Genomic DNA, 16253 nt, shown 5'->3' with positions numbered 1-16253 from the left:
AAAAAGGTTCAACCTGTCGCCCTTGCTTATTTTATATCACGAAATAAAAAACTGTTGATTAAAAAACGATAAAAAGGGTAAAATAGTCATGCTGCGTGTGCATAAAATAAGCTCTGCCATTTCTACTTCATTTTCAGCCTTCATCGCCTTCTTTTCATCCCATCCGTTTTAAAATTCATAATAAATTGAAGGTTTGGAGTGAGTATGGAAGAACATGAAAAATTGCAAAAGTGTGGTGTCGAAATGGAGTTAACACTTTCTACATTAGAAAATATGAAACTGAAAGAGCTCTATGAGCTTGCTCGCCAATATAAAATTTCTTATTACAGTAAGCTAACAAAAAAAGAGCTTATTTTTGCCATTTTGAAAGCGCGTGCGGAACAAGATGGATTGTTTTTTATGGAGGGCGTGCTTGAAATCATTCAATCAGAAGGATTCGGCTTTTTACGTCCGATCAACTATTCCCCAAGCTCCGAAGATATTTATATTTCCGCGTCACAAATTCGCCGATTTGATTTGCGAAACGGGGATAAAGTGTCTGGAAAAGTGCGTCCTCCAAAAGAAAATGAACGCTATTTCGGATTGCTTCATGTCGAAGCAGTCAATGGCGAAGACCCAGAAGTCGCAAAGGAACGCGTGCACTTCCCGGCATTAACACCTTTATACCCAAATCGACAAATGAAATTAGAAACAACCCCGGACAAGCTATCAACGAGAATTATCGACTTAATTGCCCCGGTCGGATTCGGGCAGCGCGGATTGATTGTAGCTCCTCCAAAAGCGGGAAAAACGATGTTATTAAAAGAAATCGCCAACAGCATCACGACCAATCATCCAGAAGTAGAACTCATTGTTCTCCTCATTGACGAACGTCCAGAGGAAGTAACAGACATCGAGCGGTCGGTCAATGGTGACGTTGTCAGCTCGACGTTTGACGAAGTGCCGGAAAATCATATTAAAGTAGCGGAATTAGTGTTAGAAAGAGCGATGCGTCTTGTCGAACATAAACGAGATGTCGTTATTCTTATGGATAGCATCACTCGTTTAGCACGCGCTTATAACTTAGTCATCCCGCCAAGCGGCCGCACGCTTTCAGGGGGGATTGATCCGGCTGCGTTCCACCGTCCGAAACGGTTTTTCGGAGCGGCCCGCAATATTGAAGAAGGCGGCAGTCTAACGATTTTAGCTACTGCTCTTGTTGATACAGGTTCGCGTATGGATGATGTTATATACGAGGAATTTAAAGGCACCGGAAATATGGAACTCCATCTTGACCGATCGCTGGCGGAGCGGCGTATTTTCCCAGCCATCGATATTCGTCGCTCAGGTACGCGTAAAGAAGAGTTGCTCATTCCGAAAGAGCATCTTGAAAAATTATGGGCGATTCGAAAAACAATGTCTGATTCCCCTGATTTTATTGAGCGGTTCTTAAGCAAACTCCGTCAAACAAAATCAAACGAAGAATTTTTTGCGATGCTTGATGAAGAATGGAAAAGTAATGGAGCCGTGCGAATTTAATAGAACCGAGGGAAGAAATCGGCAAAAATCACTGGTTGCAAAAGAACATTAAAGTTGTTATAATTTTACCATGTGTGTTTTGACAAACGCCAAAATATGATAAAAATAATGATATACAAACTCTGTTTCGAAATGATACAGGGCGGAAGGAGTGAAGATCATGAAACCAGGAATTCATCCAGAGTACAAAAAAGTAATCGTACGTTGCGCATGTGGAAACGAATTTGAAAGCGGTTCTGTAAAAGATGAATTGCGTGTAGAAATTTGCTCCGAATGTCATCCATTCTTTACAGGACGTCAAAAATTTGTTTCTGCTACAGGACGTGTTGATAAATTCAACAAAAAATACGGCTTGAAATAAGAAAAGCGGAGGGCGCTTGCTCATCGGCGACACGCGCTGGAGGACCCGCGAGGAGGCTGTCGCCGCCACAGCGGGGCCGAAGCGTCGCGAGCCGATAGCGCCCGGAGCTGGACAATAAAGAAAAGCGAAGGCGAGCTGCTTAACCGCGAAGGGCAAATGTTCTTCGCCCGTAGGGGTGCTTGCACCCTGAGGGAGAAGGTTATTTGACCCCGAGCGGTTGCGAGCCGAGCTGGACAATAAGAAAAGCGGAAGCGGCGCGATTAGCCTTCGAAGCCAAATGTTCTTTACCCGCAGGGGTGCTTGTCACCCCAAGGGGGAAGGTTATTTGGCAGAAGAAGGCTAGCCGCTGGAGCTAGACAGTAAGAAAAGCGGAGGGCGCTTAAGCGTCTATCACGTCCTAACGAATTCCATGAAAAACAGGCAAGCGGCTGATTCTTGCCTGTTTTTTTATGGGCAAACAAGGTACAATAAAACATACATACGCCGGCAGACGAAAACGAAGGGAGAGGCATTTCATGTATATTATGAAGCAGTCCGGCTGGCTTGAGGTCATTTGCGGAAGCATGTTTTCCGGAAAATCAGAAGAATTAATTCGCCGCGTTCGTCGCGCGACATTTGCCAAACAAGAAGTGAAAGTATTTAAACCGACCATTGATAATCGTTATAGCAAAGAAGCAGTTGTGTCGCATAATGGAAATTCGGTGATCGCCATTCCTGTTTCCTCGCCGAAAGAAATTTTTGACCATATTTCCGAGAAAACGGACGTCATTGCCATTGACGAAGTGCAATTTTTTCCCGATGACATTATTGAAGTCGTTCAAACGTTAGCGGATCGCGGCTATCGAGTGATCGTTGCGGGGTTGGATCAAGACTTCCGCGGCGAACCGTTTGGACCTGTGCCAACGTTAATGGCGATTGCTGAATCAGTCACAAAACTGCAAGCGGTTTGCACGGTATGCGGTTCCCCTGCAAGCCGGACGCAGAGGCTCATTAACGGTGTTCCTGCATCTTACTATGACCCCGTTATTTTAGTAGGGGCAAGCGAATCATACGAGCCGCGCTGCCGCCACCATCACGAAGTTCCTGATAAGCCAACAAAAAAATGCCAAACAAATAATCACCTTGCCCGTTAACCGGTGAATCCTGCCATCTATATTTTTATGAATGCGGGAAAACCTAACAGCAGGGAGGCGACAAATGATGAGAAACTTGCTGCTGTTAGGTTTTGCTATGGTTCTTTCCGCTTGTTCGATGAATCCAAATCATGCTTCTTACCACGAACAAAGCGAAGACAAAAATGGCACGAAGCTAATGACCGATGATAAAGCGAAAAGCGATTATGACCGCTATTTATATAACAACTTTGACGACCCGGAAAAAACACGGCAAAATCCGAATTTCATCAACACCACAGACAACAGTGGAAATGATCGCGCCGATGTTAGGAAAGCCGTACAAGTCATCGAGACATATACCGATTATGAATTAGGGTCTGTTTGGATGAATGGAAACAATATGTACGTGACTGTTCACGTTCCTTCCTCGATGTCAGAGGAAAAACGGCAAAAAGAACAGAAACGGATTCATCAGTTGCTCACAAAAGCCATTCCGACGTACGATATTTATGTGCGTTTAGATTAAGGATTCATCTTCTGAGAAGAAGATGGATCTTTTTCTTCATCAAATATTGTAATTTGATGGTTAGTTATGCTTTTTTATACGTTTTTGAGTAAAAAAGAAAAATTTGGCTAAATTCGATGGAAAAGAGGTATCCAATTTATTATATGTCGAGAATACACCTAAATTGATATAATTGAATGTAGGAATATACATAATGGTGTCGAATAAAATGTCCTTTAGATGACTTTGACAATTTTTTGGTTAGGTGGGGGAATATGAATATTCATAAATTTGTGATGCCCGAGGTTATTTTTGGCAATGGTGCTATTGAGCAAGTAGGGGAAAGCTGCTTGCGACTTGGAGCAACTAACGTTTTAATTGTCAGTGACCCAGGAGTGATCGAAGCCGGATGGTTAGATGTTGCCGTAAAAAGTTGCAAACAGGCGAATTTAAAATACACGATATTTCACGATGTAACGATTAATCCAAAAGATATCGAAGTGGAAAAAGGATGCAAAGTTTATATAGAAAATGAATGTGATGCGATCATAGGAATTGGTGGAGGAAGTCCTTTAGATGTGGCGAAGGCCATTGCCATTTTGGTCACCAATGGAGGAAAGATTCACGATTATGAAGGGGTGGACAAAATCAGAAACCCATTGCCTCCACAAGTGATGATTCCTACAACGGCTGGATCAGGCTCTGAAGTGTCGCAATTTTCAGTAATCGTAGATACGTTAGGGCAAAAAAAGATGACGATTATTTCCAAATCACTTATTCCAGATATTGCAATTATTGATCCAGAAACATTATCGACAAAAAGCGCCCGTTTAACTGCTTCAACCGGCTTAGATGTTTTAACGCATGGTATTGAATCATACGTAAGTTTAGCCGCAACCCCATTAACCGATGTTCAAGCAAAAAACGCTATTTCTTTAGTATCAGAATATTTGCGTCCATCTGTTGCTTCAAAAATAAACAAAGAAGCGAAGACACATATGGCAATGGCTAGTTTGCAGGCTGGCCTTGCGTTTTCTAACGCCATTTTAGGCGCGGTGCATGCGATGTCGCATGCGGTCGGAGGAAAGTATCCAGTTCTTCATGGTGATATCAATTCTATTTTACTTCCATATGTGATGGAATATAATCTATTGGCCACCCCGAAAAAATTTGCGGATATCGCGACATTTCTTGGTATTGATATTCGAGGATTGTCATACATGGAAGCGGGAAAAAAAGCGATTGAGTATGTAAAACAATTATCAATGGAGATTGACGCTCCGCAACGATTATCCGATATAGGATTAGAAAAAGACGAAATACCGCATATGAGTGTCATCGCCTTCCATGATGCTTGTATGATCACCAATCCTCGAGATGTCACAGTAGAAGATATTGAAGAAATATTTAGAAGGGCATGGTAAAGATGAAAGTAGAAGATCGACAACAAATGATTAACTTATTAACTGGCGTTCAGTCTTCGAAAAAAAGTTACTATAACGAATTAAAGAAAACGGTGATTGAGCTCAAAAAGAAAAATATGCAGTTGGAAATTATTAATGATGTAACAAAAAGTTTTAATGTCGATATGTCCATCGATGAAATGTTGAAAAACGTTTTTGATAAGCTGCAAACGATTTTTCCAATCGAAAGAATTAGTTTATCTATGTATGAAAATGAAAAATTGATTTTAACCAATGTTTATCCTCCTCACTCATTGTATTTTCCGATTGGATTTGAGTTGTCAAAAGAGCATTCCCTTTATTGGAAAGCAGTTGAATCACTTGAAAAAATCTTTTATCAAGTAGATTCCAATAAAGAAAACTATGAAGACTATATAGAAAATAAAGTATATGAATCTTTAGGAATTCGCAGTGTATTGTTAGTCCCGCTTATTCACAAAGGGAAAGTCATCGGTGTGTTCAGTATAGGAAGTAAAGAAATGATGGAATATGACGAAGATGATTTGACCTTCTTTCAACAGTTTTGTGACCAGTTAGCCGTGTGCATCGAAAATGCTCGTCTTTATAACGAGGTTCTCACTAGCAAAAAAGAGTGGGAGGAAACATTTCGCGCGGTTTCGGAGATGATTTTAGTCGTTGATTTAGAAGGAAATATTTTGAAATATAATGACGCAGCGAAAGATTTTTTCCAACTTCATTTATATCCACGGGAGAAACGAAACTTTCATCAACTTTTATCGTTAGACATCCATAACAGTCCCGTTCTGGAAATGGTTCAAACAAAAAAGCCTGTGTATCAAGAGATTCATTTTCAAAAGCGAGTATGTGAATTGCGTGCTTATCCAGTATTCAATGAAAGTCAACACATATATGCCATTATTATTTATATTAATGACATTACGGAAAAACGTCGAATTGAAGCGCAATTAGTTCAATCAGGAAAGTTAGCTGCAATCGGGGAGATGGCAGCGGGAATCGCCCATGAATTGAATAACCCATTAACGGCTATTTTAGGCAATGCCCAATTGCTGTTAAGAACGGCATCAAAGGATGATCGATCCTACAAATTGCTTTCCGATATTTATTCATGTGGAAAGAGATGTAAAACGATTATCCAAAATTTATTGACTTTCTCCCGGCAAGATGAATATATGTTTGAAGATTGCTCTGTCAATGAAGCGGTGGAACAAGTGCTAGGGTTAATCGGCGATCAAATTAAGAAACAAAATATCATCATTCAGAAAAAATTAGATCGTTCACTGGAATTGATTGAAGGAAATATTCAGCAAATCGGACAAATTGTTTTAAATCTTTTAATTAATGCAAAAGACGCATTGGAAGAGATGGATATTCCAAAAAAAGTCATTTCTATTGAAACAAAATCGATTACGGAAGACGGCAAAAAGTGGGTGCTTTTATCGGTTCAAGATAACGGCAAAGGAATTGAAGAACAATACTTGCAAGAGATTTTTAATCCTTTCTTTACGACGAAAAGGCCCGGGAAAGGAACGGGGCTTGGATTATCCGTCAGCTTAGGAATCGCGCAAGCTCACGGAGGGACCATCGAGGTGATAAGCCATCCTGGAAAAGGAAGTACATTTATGTTAAAGCTGCCGGCAAAGCAATAAACGTGGGAGTGAACAATTAATGCCCAATGTGTTAGTGATTGACGATGAACGAGAAGTATGTACATTTTTTCTTCATTTGTTAGAGGGAAAAGGATATCATGTCAAGTTAGGATGGAACGGCAAAGACTTTTTAAAATTAATTCAACAATATTCATTTGACCTTGCCTTAATTGATGTAAAGCTGCCAGACACAAATGGGTTGGAACTGTTAAAACAGTTAAAAGCCGTTCAACCATCGTGCAAGGTCATTATTATGACGGGATACAGCACTGTGAAGACTGCGGTAGAAGCAATTAAGTATGGCGCAAGTGATTATATTGAGAAGCCATTTGACGATATTGATGAGTTAGAAAAAATCATTGAAGAATTGCTCGATAGTGAAATCCATTCGTCTCAACAGGATATGTATGAGTTGGCGGAAGCGCTCGGTTTTGTTATCGGAACGAATAAAGAAATGAACGATTTAATCAAGCTTGCTTATAAAATTGCGAAAAAAAATGTAAACGTGTTAATTGAAGGAGAGACCGGAACGGGAAAAGAAGTGCTCGCGCATTTTATTCATCAAGCAAGCATGCGTTATGACCAGCCTTTTATTGGAATCAACTGCGGAGCGCTGTCGGAAACGCTGCTTGAAAGCGAATTGTTTGGCCATGAAAAAGGGGCGTTTACGGGAGCGTTGAAAGAAAAGAAAGGAATTTTCGAGATCGCGAACAGAGGAACATTATTTTTGGACGAAATAGGGGAAGCATCCTTAGCTACACAAGTAAAATTATTACGTGTGTTGGAAACAGGAGAGTATATTCGCGTCGGTGGCGAAACCGTCCGTAGAACCAATGCTAGAATTATTGCCGCTTCTCATGTCAATCTCAGTCAGGCGGTAAAAGAAAAAACGTTTCGTGAAGACTTATTATACCGGTTAGATGTAGTAAAATTAACGATCCCTCCTTTAAGAGAACGGATAGATGATTTACCTATTTTGATCAAGCACTTTTTAAAAAAGCTGAATTCTACTCTTATTTTTTCCGACGATGCCATTTTGCAAATGAAACAATATCCATGGCCGGGAAATGTGAGAGAGCTTTTTAACATCGTAAAAAGAGCGGTGACGTTGGCGGAAGGCGAAACGATGGTCATCACTCCTGATTATCTTCCAGAAAAAATAAGAACGGAAACGAATATATCTTCGATTCCATCAAGTGAAATTAAAAATAACAACGAGATGGATTTAGAATCTTACTTACAAAACTGGACCAGCTATATTTTATCATTATGGAAAGAAAACAATGAGCGGCTTGATCTTCAACATGTTTTAGATGCCGTAAAAGATTTAGAAACACAGATCGGACGATTTTTCGTTTGGAAAACGTTGAAGGAAACATTAGGAGATAAAAAAGAAGCGGCAGAACGGTTAAACATTACGGTGCGCCAGCTTCGCTATTTACTGAAAGAAAAAGGGACTGCTTTAAAAGAATAAAATTTAAAAGCAGTCCCTTTTTAACATATTATTTTTATTTTTCAGAAAAATCCTTGGGCTTTTTGGCTGTAACTTACCAATAAGTTCTTTGTTTGTTGATAATGGGATAGCATCATTTTATGTGTTTCCCGTCCAAATCCAGATAGTTTATAACCGCCAAATGCAGCATGGGCTGGATACGAGTGATAACAATTCGTCCATACCCTACCAGCTTGAATACCTCTACCAAAACGATAGGCAAGATTAATATTTCGTGTCCAAACTCCTGCACCTAAGCCATATAATGTATCATTGGCAATTTCTAATGCTTCCTTTTCATCTTTAAATGTAGTAACAGATACAACCGGTCCAAAAATTTCTTCTTGAAAGATTCTCATTTTATTATGACCTTTAAATACAGTCGGCTTAATATAATATCCATTTTCGAATCCTTCAATAATGTTTTTTTCTCCACCGATGAGGCATTCTGCTCCTTCTTGTTTACCAATTTCAATGTAAGAAAGTATTTTTTCCATTTGTTCGGATGAGGCTTGTGCACCCATCATTGTATCAGTATCTAATGGGTTTCCTGTTTTAATATTTTTTACTCTCTCTAACGCTCGTTCCATAAAATCATCATAAATTGATTCATGAATGAGCGCTCGAGATGGGCATGTACATACTTCTCCTTGGTTGAGAGCAAACATCGCAAATCCTTCAATGGCTTTGTCTAAAAATTCGTCTTCTTGATCCATCACGTCAGGGAAAAATATGTTTGGAGATTTGCCGCCTAGCTCAAGAGTAACTGGAATGATATTTTGGGAAGCATATTGCATAATAAGCCGACCTGTTGTCGTTTCTCCGGTAAAGGCGATTTTGGCGATACGTGAACTCGAAGCTAGAGGTTTTCCAGCTTCAAGACCAAATCCATTAACGACATTTAGTACTCCTGGTGGCAATAGATCACCGATAAGTTCCATCAGCACCATAATGGAAGCAGGAGTTTGCTCTGCTGGTTTTAACACAATGCAATTGCCCGCTGCCAGTGCGGGAGCGATTTTCCATGCAGCCATTAATAACGGAAAGTTCCAAGGAATAATTTGTCCAACAACGCCTAACGGTTCATGGAAATGATAAGCTACTGTATCATCATCAATTTGGCTGATCGTGCCTTCCTGGGCGCGGATAACTCCGGCAAAGTAACGAAAATGATCAATACATAACGGTAAGTCAGCATTCAATGTTTCTCGAATAGGCTTGCCATTGTCCCACGTTTCAGCTACCGCGAGCATTTCTAGATTAGCCTCAATGCGATCGGCAATTTTATTTAAAATTAACGCTCTTTCCGCTGGAGAAGTTTTTCCCCATGATTCTTTTGCAGCATGGGCAGCGTCTAACGCTAACTCAATATCTTCTGCTTGGGAGCGAGCGACTTCACAAAACACTTCGCCAGTTACAGGGGTGATATTTTCGAAATATTGCCCTCCAATAGGCGGAACCCATTCACCATTAATATAATTATCATATCTTGTTTTAAATTGTACTTTTGCGTCTTTTTCTCCTGGGCGGCTATAAATCATGCTTTTTCCCTCCTATAATGTCATTTTGAATAGGGAGCGGTCAAAAAGACCGTCTCCCGTGTGGATCATATGTTCCATTAACGGTTTACACCGATTGTTAAAACGACCCGGCCGTTAATTTTTCCTTTTTCCATTCTCTCAAATACTTCATTGATTTGTTCTAGTGGAGCGGTTTCTACAATAGGGCGTACTTTTCCTCTCGCAGCGAAATCCAACGCTTCTTGCATATCTTTTCTCGTACCGACGATTGATCCTTTCACCGTAATTCCATTTAATACCGTATCGAAAATAGGGATTGGCAGTTCATCGTTAGGCAATCCAACAACAACAAGGCATCCGCCGCGTCTTACAGATTTATAGGCTTGTTCAAACGCTTTTTTCGTTACGGCAACGCTAATGGCAGCGTGCACTCCGCCTACTTTTTCATGAATAGCTTCTACTGGATCCTCTTTTAGTCCATTAATAGCAATATCCGCCCCCAATTGTTTGGCAAGATCTATTTTTTCATCGCTAATATCGACCGCGACAACGTTGAATCCCATTGCTTTCGCGTATTGAAGAGCAATATGCCCTAATCCTCCGATTCCGTAGATGGCTACCCATTCTCCCGGTTTGGCGTTAGACACTTTTAGCGCTTTGTATGTCGTTACTCCCGCGCAGAGAATCGGCGCGACTTCGACTGGATCTAAATTTTCTGGGATTTTTGCGACATAATCGGCAGGTGCTTTGCAGTATTCCGCATATCCCCCATCGACGGAATATCCACCGTTTAATTGATGTGGGCAAAGTGTTTCTTGCCCGCTCAAGCAATATTCACATTCTCCGCAAGCGGAGTATAGCCATGGGACACCGACACGGTCACCTACTTTAACGGATTTTACTCCTTCTGCTACTTCGACAACAATCCCTACCCCTTCGTGTCCAGGAATTAAAGGCAATTTTGGCTTGACTGGCCAGTCTCCGTGCGCAGCATGCAAATCGGTGTGGCAAACCCCGCAAGCTTCAATTTTGATAAGTACTTCTCCGTAGTTTAGCTTCGGTTTTTCCACCTCTTTAATTTCTAATTTTTGCTTAAATTCATTGACGACTGCTGCTTTCATTCTCCCTACCCCTTTCTAAATTTGAAAAATAGTTTCGCTAATTTACTTTGCAAAAAGTATGCCAATAGAAAAAAACGATTTTTCTATGACCAATATCTATTTTTTGCCGAATTTTTGTTAAAATTGAACGAAATCTCGATGATTTTGACTAATTTTCGTAATGTTGATTTTAATTGGCTTGTGAAGCTCTCTTCACTATGCACCCTTTTCTATTTCATATATTTGGGATATAATAATAAATTAGACTGTGCATCGAAAAACAGAGGTGAAAAACGTGTTTGAACGTCTGGAAGCAGTAGAAGAACGTTATGAAAAATTAAATCAACTGCTAATGGATCCAGAAGTGATTAACGATCCAAAAAAACTTCGCGACTATTCGAAAGAGCAATCGGATTTATCAGAAACGGTACAAACGTATCGCGAATACAAATCGGTCCGCAAGCAGCTGGATGAGGCAAAAGCGATGTTAGAAGAGAAGCTTGATCCAGAAATGCGGGAAATGGTGAAAGAAGAAATTGATGAGTTGGAACAAAAAGAAGAAGAGCTTGTCAATAAGTTAAAAATTCTTCTTCTTCCGAAAGATCCGAACGATGAGAAAAACGTTATTATGGAAATCCGTGCCGCGGCAGGCGGTGAGGAAGCGGCGCTATTTGCCGGCGACTTGTACCGGATGTATACACGCTATGCGGAATCGCAAGGATGGAAAACGGAAGTTATTGAAGCGAGTCCGACCGGGCTTGGAGGATATAAAGAAATTATTTTTACGATTATCGGAAAAGGAGCGTATTCCAAGCTGAAATACGAAAACGGCGCGCACCGAGTGCAGCGCGTCCCGGAAACGGAATCTGGCGGACGTATTCACACATCGACGGCAACGGTTGCTTGTTTGCCGGAAATGGAAGAAATCGAAGTCGAAATTAACGAAAAAGATATTCGCGTCGATACGTTTGCATCGAGCGGACCGGGTGGACAAAGCGTGAACACCACGATGTCGGCGGTTCGTTTGACGCACATTCCAACGGGAATTGTCGTAACGTGCCAAGACGAAAAATCGCAAATTAAAAACAAAGAAAAAGCAATGAAAGTGTTACGCGCCCGCATTTATGACAAATACCAACAAGAAGCGCGCGCGGAATACGATCAGACGCGCAAACAAGCAGTTGGAACAGGGGATCGTTCGGAGCGAATTCGCACGTATAACTTCCCGCAAAACCGTGTGACCGACCATCGCATTGGATTGACGATTCAAAAGCTTGACCAAGTGTTAGACGGCAACCTCGATGAAATTATTGAAGCACTGATATTAGACGATCAATCAAAAAAATTGGAGCAAGCGAACAATGAGTCATAAAATTTACGAAGTCCTCACATGGGCTTCTTCTTTTTTAAAACAACATGGCAAAGAAGAGCGGGCCGCGGAACTATTGCTTTGCCACCATTTGCAAATCACAAGAGCGCAGCTGTTTGCCCGGCTGCGCGATCCAATCGATGAAAACGTGCGCCAATCATTTGAAGCGGACGTTCGTAAGCATGTGTATGAACATGTTCCGGTGCAGCATCTGATCGGTTTGGAACAATTTTACGGCCGGCCGTTTCTCGTCAATCGCAATGTGCTGATCCCCCGCCCGGAAACAGAGGAATTAGTGGAAGGCGTGCTAACCAGAATCACACAATTATTCCCGGGAAATAAAACGATCGATGTGGTCGACGTCGGGACAGGAAGCGGGGCGATTGCGATTACGCTGGCATTAGAAAACAAATCGCTTCGCGTTGCGGCCATCGATATTGCTCCCGAGGCTCTGGAAGTGGCAAGGCGAAATGCGGAACGTCTTGGAGCGGATGTTGCATTTATTTGCGGCGACTTATTGCAGCCCCTTATAGAGGCCAATCGCAAAGTAGACATTGTCGTTTCCAATCCGCCGTATATTCCGGAAAATGAAATTGCTTCGCTTTCCCCTGTCGTAAAAGATTACGAGCCTTTACGGGCGCTTTCCGGCGGCAAAGACGGCCTTGATTTTTACCGCCGTTTCGCCCGCGAGCTGCCATTCGTATTAAAAGAACGCGCGCTTGTCGCGTTCGAAGTAGGAGCTGGGCAGGGAGAGACGGTCGCGGCAATATTGCGGCAGACGTTTCCACAAGCAGAGGTGGAAGTTGTTTTCGACATTAACGGAAAAGACCGAATGGTATATGCATCATTAGGAAAATAACTTCCGGTACCACCTGGAAGTTATTTTTTTAGATTGATAGAGTTTAAAATTTGCTTGCGCTGTCCACAATGAAAAGTGAAAGGACGGTGCAAGCAAATGAACCAAAAAAATATCGGAATTATTTTATATATACTTCTATTAATCATCGGGGTGCTGGTAAATGTATATGGCCATCAAACGAAAGCGGGGGAAAACGCGACGGTCGCTATTCCGGACGAAGCGATCCGTCTGCGGATTTTAGCCAATAGCGATTCTGCGGAAGATCAAGCGTTGAAACGAAAAGTGCGCAACGCGGTGAATGCGCAAATTAATGGGTGGGTAGCCGATTTAACGTCTTTTCAAGAGGCAAAGCGAGTGATTCGATCCCATATTCCAGAAATTGAACAAACTGTAGCGGATGTGTTGCGAAAAGAACACAGCGATCAATCGTATAAAGTACAGTTCGGAAAAGTCGATTTTCCGACAAAAATTTATGGGAATTACGTTTATCCAGCCGGGCAATATGATGCTGTTTTAATTACGCTTGGCGAGGGAAAAGGAGCAAACTGGTGGTGCGTTTTATTTCCGCCGCTTTGTTTTCTTGATTTTAGCAATAGCGATGCGGTGCGAATGAACGAGCAACCATACGACGCCAATGACAATAAAAAAGAGGTGTTCGCTCCTGCACAAGGAGAGAATAAGGAAACGGTAGAAACAGACGAACAGCAAGAACAAAGCAGCAAGAAGGAAAAAACCATAAAAGAAGAGGAAGTAAAGCGGGCAAGTATAGCAACGACGCCGTCTCCGTTTGTAGCAGAAAATGATCAACCTGTGGAAGTCAAATTTTTCGTGAAAGAACTTATTGAACAATTGATTCCATAATAGTTTGTGGATAAATGTGTAAAACTCACTCACATATCCACAAACTTATCCACTAAAATAACACATTTATCCACATTTTGTGGATAAATTTTGCGAAACTTTTTTCTTTTTTTCATTTTAAGATATAATTCTCGAAGAGATTGTTGATATTTTTATACTATTTTGCTAGCAAGCAGCAACGATAGTTGGGGGGAACAGAGTGGAAACGAATATTTGGATTGTGGATAATATTGTTGATAAACAAAGTATTTATCCACAGGTTAAAGAGGCTGCACAACTATTGAAATCCGGCGAGGTTGTCGCTTTCCCAACGGAAACGGTGTATGGACTGGGGGCAAACGCGAAAGATGCAAAAGCAGTGGAAAAAATTTTCGCGGCAAAAGGCCGCCCAAGTGATAATCCGCTTATTGTCCACATCGCTCATCTTAAACAGCTAGAAGAGATGGTTTCTGCCATTCCTGATGTGGCGCATACGTTAATAAAACGCTTTTGGCCAGGACCGCTTACGCTCGTTCTGCCAAAAAAAGAAGGAGTGATTTCTGATCCAGTAACAGCAGGGTTGCCTACTGTAGCGGTGCGCATGCCAGCACATCCAGTCGCCCTTGCGTTAATTGAAGCCAGCGGATTGCCATTGGCCGCGCCGAGTGCCAATATATCAGGGCGTCCGAGCCCAACGACAGCGGCGCATGTGTTCGCTGACTTAAATGGACGGATTGCTGGCATTGTTGATGGCGGGGAAACAGGTATTGGAGTGGAATCGACCGTTCTTGACTGTACAACGAAAGTGCCGACAATTTTACGTCCGGGCGGTGTAACAAAGGAAGCACTCGAGAAAGTGATCGGAAATGTTTTCGTAGATAGCGCGCTAACCGATGAACGGCAAACACCGAAATCACCGGGAATGAAATATACACATTACGCCCCAAAATCACCAATGGCGATTGTTCAAGGCTCTCCGGCTTTTTTGCAAACGCTTGTGAATAAACAACGTACGCTTGGAAAAAAAGTCGGTGTCCTAACGACAGAAGAAAACCGCTCTTTTTATGATGCCGATGTAGTGTTAGCGTGCGGATCGCGTCATGATTTACATACCGTAGCAAGCCATTTATATGATACGCTTCGAAAATTTGACGAAACAGATGTTGATTTCATTTATAGCGAATCGTTTCCGACAGAAGGAATTGGAGAAGCTATTATGAATCGGCTGAAAAAAGCCGCAGGTCATCAAGTGATTGATGAAAAATAAATCTTCTAAAATTCCCGGACATGCATATGTTAACAGTAAGGCAAGTCCGGGAGGGAAATCAAATGAAGATGTTCATCGGCGAACTTGTGGCACTATCGATGATGGCGTTTGCATTAGGAATGGATGCATTCTCCGTCGCATTAGGCATGGGGTTGTTTCGATTGCAATTAAAACAAATTTTTTACATAGGCATTATGATTGGGCTTTTTCATATTATTATGCCGTTTTTAGGAATGTTCCTCGGCCGCTTTTTATCATACCAATTTGGCAGCATCGCCTCTTATATCGGAGGGGCGTTGCTGCTATTGTTAGGAATTCAAATGATTGTTACATCCTTTAAAAAGGAAAGCGATAGGTTTGTTTCGCCAATGGGAATAGGACTTATTTTTTTTGCTTTTAGTGTGAGCCTTGACAGCTTTTCCGTCGGGCTTAGTCTCGGCATTTACGGCGCGCGAACATTGCTTACGATTTTATTGTTCGGTTTTTTCAGCACGGTGTTGACGTGGATGGGATTAATGTTAGGGCGCCATTTCCAACAATGGCTTGGTGCTTACAGTGAGGCGCTTGGCGGCAGTATTTTGTTAGCGTTGGGGCTGAAACTATTATTTTCGTTTTAAGTTGGCCGCTGCTCACTAAAAAACAAAAGAGCTGCTCCAAAAAGAAGTTTGAACTTTTTGGGCCGCTTTTTTGACACTATATTTTGCTGGTAATTTTTATTATAATTAATTTGTACGTTAGTCGAGTTATGAACGGTAAGAGGTGTTTGTATGTCGCATCGCATTTTATTTGTTTGTACGGGAAACACATGCCGCAGCCCGATGGCGGCAGCGTTATTAAAAAGCAAACAATTGCCAGATTTGGAGGTGAAATCAGCGGGGGTGTTTGCTGCGGAAGGAAGCGATGCTTCGCTTCACGTAAAAACGGTGTTAAAGGAAAAGGGAATCGAAACAAAACATCGTTCATCAATGCTGAAAAAAGAAGATATCGATTGGGCGACGCATATTTTTGCCATGACGGCTGGGCATAAGCAGTTAATCATTGAAAGATTTCCAGAAGCGAAAGAGAAAACGTTCACTCTCAAAGAATTTGTTTTCGGAAAACAAGGGGACGTATCCGATCCGTTTGGCGGTTCTGTTGAAACGTATCGCAAGACGAGAGATGAGCTAGAAAAGCTGATTGATCACCTCGTGCGTAAGCTTGGTGGAAATCAGTAGGA

At 41.7% G+C, this 16253-nt stretch carries 15 protein-coding genes; 13 read left to right on the top strand and 2 right to left on the bottom strand.

What is annotated here, in order from left to right:
• The first annotated feature begins 243 nt into the window (after nucleotides 1–243).
• The 7 genes from rho (at nucleotide 244) to B9L23_RS19110 (ending at nucleotide 8064) form a co-directional block, all read left to right on the top strand.
• Nucleotides 244–1518 (top strand): transcription termination factor Rho, encoded by a 1275-nt coding sequence (gene rho / locus B9L23_RS19140; RefSeq protein ID WP_015865333.1) that lies wholly within the window; start codon nucleotides 244–246, stop codon nucleotides 1516–1518.
• 160 nt (nucleotides 1519–1678) lie between these two features.
• Nucleotides 1679–1879, top strand: coding sequence for a 50S ribosomal protein L31 (rpmE, locus tag B9L23_RS19135; RefSeq protein ID WP_081188488.1), 201 nt, complete (start codon nucleotides 1679–1681; stop codon nucleotides 1877–1879).
• A gap of 515 nt (nucleotides 1880–2394) precedes the next feature.
• Nucleotides 2395–3012 carry a thymidine kinase gene (locus B9L23_RS19130; RefSeq protein ID WP_089098261.1) on the top strand — a complete coding sequence of 206 codons (618 nt, stop codon included), beginning with the start codon at nucleotides 2395–2397 and terminating at the stop codon, nucleotides 3010–3012.
• Between the two features lie 64 nt (nucleotides 3013–3076).
• Complete coding sequence (locus tag B9L23_RS19125) at nucleotides 3077–3520, top strand: hypothetical protein (RefSeq protein ID WP_245842472.1); 444 nt, start codon at nucleotides 3077–3079, stop codon at nucleotides 3518–3520.
• A 254-nt stretch (nucleotides 3521–3774) separates the two neighbouring features.
• Nucleotides 3775–4923: an iron-containing alcohol dehydrogenase gene (locus B9L23_RS19120; protein WP_089098260.1), complete on the top strand. Its 1149-nt coding sequence runs from the start codon at nucleotides 3775–3777 to the stop codon at nucleotides 4921–4923.
• 2 nt (nucleotides 4924–4925) lie between these two features.
• Entirely contained in the window at nucleotides 4926–6590 is a 1665-nt protein-coding gene (locus B9L23_RS19115) for a sensor histidine kinase (RefSeq protein ID WP_089098259.1), read from the top strand.
• Nucleotides 6591–6609: 19 nt separating this feature from the next.
• Nucleotides 6610–8064 carry a sigma-54-dependent transcriptional regulator gene (locus tag B9L23_RS19110; protein WP_089098258.1) on the top strand — a complete coding sequence of 485 codons (1455 nt, stop codon included), beginning with the start codon at nucleotides 6610–6612 and terminating at the stop codon, nucleotides 8062–8064.
• 41 nt (nucleotides 8065–8105) lie between these two features.
• Here B9L23_RS19110 and adh read toward each other — a convergent pair whose 3' ends face one another.
• The gene (gene adh, locus B9L23_RS19105; protein WP_089098257.1) at nucleotides 8106–9623 is read right to left on the bottom strand and encodes an aldehyde dehydrogenase; all 1518 of its coding nucleotides are present in this window, start codon (nucleotides 9621–9623) and stop codon (nucleotides 8106–8108) included.
• Nucleotides 9624–9700: 77 nt separating this feature from the next.
• Nucleotides 9701–10723 carry an alcohol dehydrogenase AdhP gene (gene adhP, locus B9L23_RS19100; RefSeq protein ID WP_062678137.1) on the bottom strand — a complete coding sequence of 341 codons (1023 nt, stop codon included), beginning with the start codon at nucleotides 10721–10723 and terminating at the stop codon, nucleotides 9701–9703.
• A gap of 274 nt (nucleotides 10724–10997) precedes the next feature.
• Between adhP and prfA the strand changes: the two genes are divergently transcribed.
• The 6 genes from prfA (at nucleotide 10998) to B9L23_RS19070 (ending at nucleotide 16251) form a co-directional block, all read left to right on the top strand.
• Complete coding sequence (gene prfA, locus B9L23_RS19095; protein ID WP_062754440.1) at nucleotides 10998–12074, top strand: peptide chain release factor 1; 1077 nt, start codon at nucleotides 10998–11000, stop codon at nucleotides 12072–12074.
• Entirely contained in the window at nucleotides 12064–12930 is an 867-nt protein-coding gene (prmC, locus tag B9L23_RS19090; protein WP_089098256.1) for a peptide chain release factor N(5)-glutamine methyltransferase, read from the top strand. Before prfA ends, prmC begins: the two co-directional genes overlap by 11 nt.
• A 96-nt stretch (nucleotides 12931–13026) precedes the next feature.
• Nucleotides 13027–13791, top strand: a complete 765-nt coding sequence (spoIIR, locus tag B9L23_RS19085; protein WP_089098255.1) for a stage II sporulation protein R — start codon at nucleotides 13027–13029, stop codon at nucleotides 13789–13791.
• 199 nt (nucleotides 13792–13990) lie between these two features.
• Nucleotides 13991–15037: an L-threonylcarbamoyladenylate synthase gene (locus B9L23_RS19080; protein ID WP_081188470.1), complete on the top strand. Its 1047-nt coding sequence runs from the start codon at nucleotides 13991–13993 to the stop codon at nucleotides 15035–15037.
• Between the two features lie 62 nt (nucleotides 15038–15099).
• Complete coding sequence (locus tag B9L23_RS19075) at nucleotides 15100–15654, top strand: manganese efflux pump MntP (protein WP_081188468.1); 555 nt, start codon at nucleotides 15100–15102, stop codon at nucleotides 15652–15654.
• 150 nt (nucleotides 15655–15804) lie between these two features.
• Entirely contained in the window at nucleotides 15805–16251 is a 447-nt protein-coding gene (locus B9L23_RS19070) for a low molecular weight protein arginine phosphatase (RefSeq protein ID WP_062754430.1), read from the top strand.
• Nucleotides 16252–16253 lie beyond the last annotated feature (2 nt).

Origin of the sequence: Parageobacillus galactosidasius, from assembly GCF_002217735.1 — a bacterium.
In the GTDB taxonomy this organism is placed as follows: Bacteria; Bacillota; Bacilli; order Bacillales; family Anoxybacillaceae; genus Parageobacillus_B; species Parageobacillus_B toebii.
This window is presented reverse-complemented; position numbering and strand designations above follow the sequence as displayed.

Bases quoted from the DNA above. Each gene is read 5' to 3' on its own strand.
- B9L23_RS19125 (WP_245842472.1), top strand. From the start codon at position 3,077: ATGATGAGAAACTTGCTGCTGTTAGGTTTTGCTATGGTTCTTTCCGCT.
- rho (WP_015865333.1), top strand. From the start codon at position 244: ATGGAGTTAACACTTTCTACATTAGAAAATATGAAACTGAAAGAGCTC.
- adh (WP_089098257.1), bottom strand. From the start codon at position 9,623: ATGATTTATAGCCGCCCAGGAGAAAAAGACGCAAAAGTACAATTTAAA.
- prmC (WP_089098256.1), top strand. From the start codon at position 12,064: ATGAGTCATAAAATTTACGAAGTCCTCACATGGGCTTCTTCTTTTTTA.
- rpmE (WP_081188488.1), top strand. From the start codon at position 1,679: ATGAAACCAGGAATTCATCCAGAGTACAAAAAAGTAATCGTACGTTGC.
- B9L23_RS19110 (WP_089098258.1), top strand. From the start codon at position 6,610: ATGCCCAATGTGTTAGTGATTGACGATGAACGAGAAGTATGTACATTT.
- spoIIR (WP_089098255.1), top strand. From the start codon at position 13,027: ATGAACCAAAAAAATATCGGAATTATTTTATATATACTTCTATTAATC.
- B9L23_RS19120 (WP_089098260.1), top strand. From the start codon at position 3,775: ATGAATATTCATAAATTTGTGATGCCCGAGGTTATTTTTGGCAATGGT.
- B9L23_RS19115 (WP_089098259.1), top strand. From the start codon at position 4,926: ATGAAAGTAGAAGATCGACAACAAATGATTAACTTATTAACTGGCGTT.
- B9L23_RS19130 (WP_089098261.1), top strand. From the start codon at position 2,395: ATGTATATTATGAAGCAGTCCGGCTGGCTTGAGGTCATTTGCGGAAGC.
- B9L23_RS19075 (WP_081188468.1), top strand. From the start codon at position 15,100: ATGAAGATGTTCATCGGCGAACTTGTGGCACTATCGATGATGGCGTTT.
- adhP (WP_062678137.1), bottom strand. From the start codon at position 10,723: ATGAAAGCAGCAGTCGTCAATGAATTTAAGCAAAAATTAGAAATTAAA.
- B9L23_RS19070 (WP_062754430.1), top strand. From the start codon at position 15,805: ATGTCGCATCGCATTTTATTTGTTTGTACGGGAAACACATGCCGCAGC.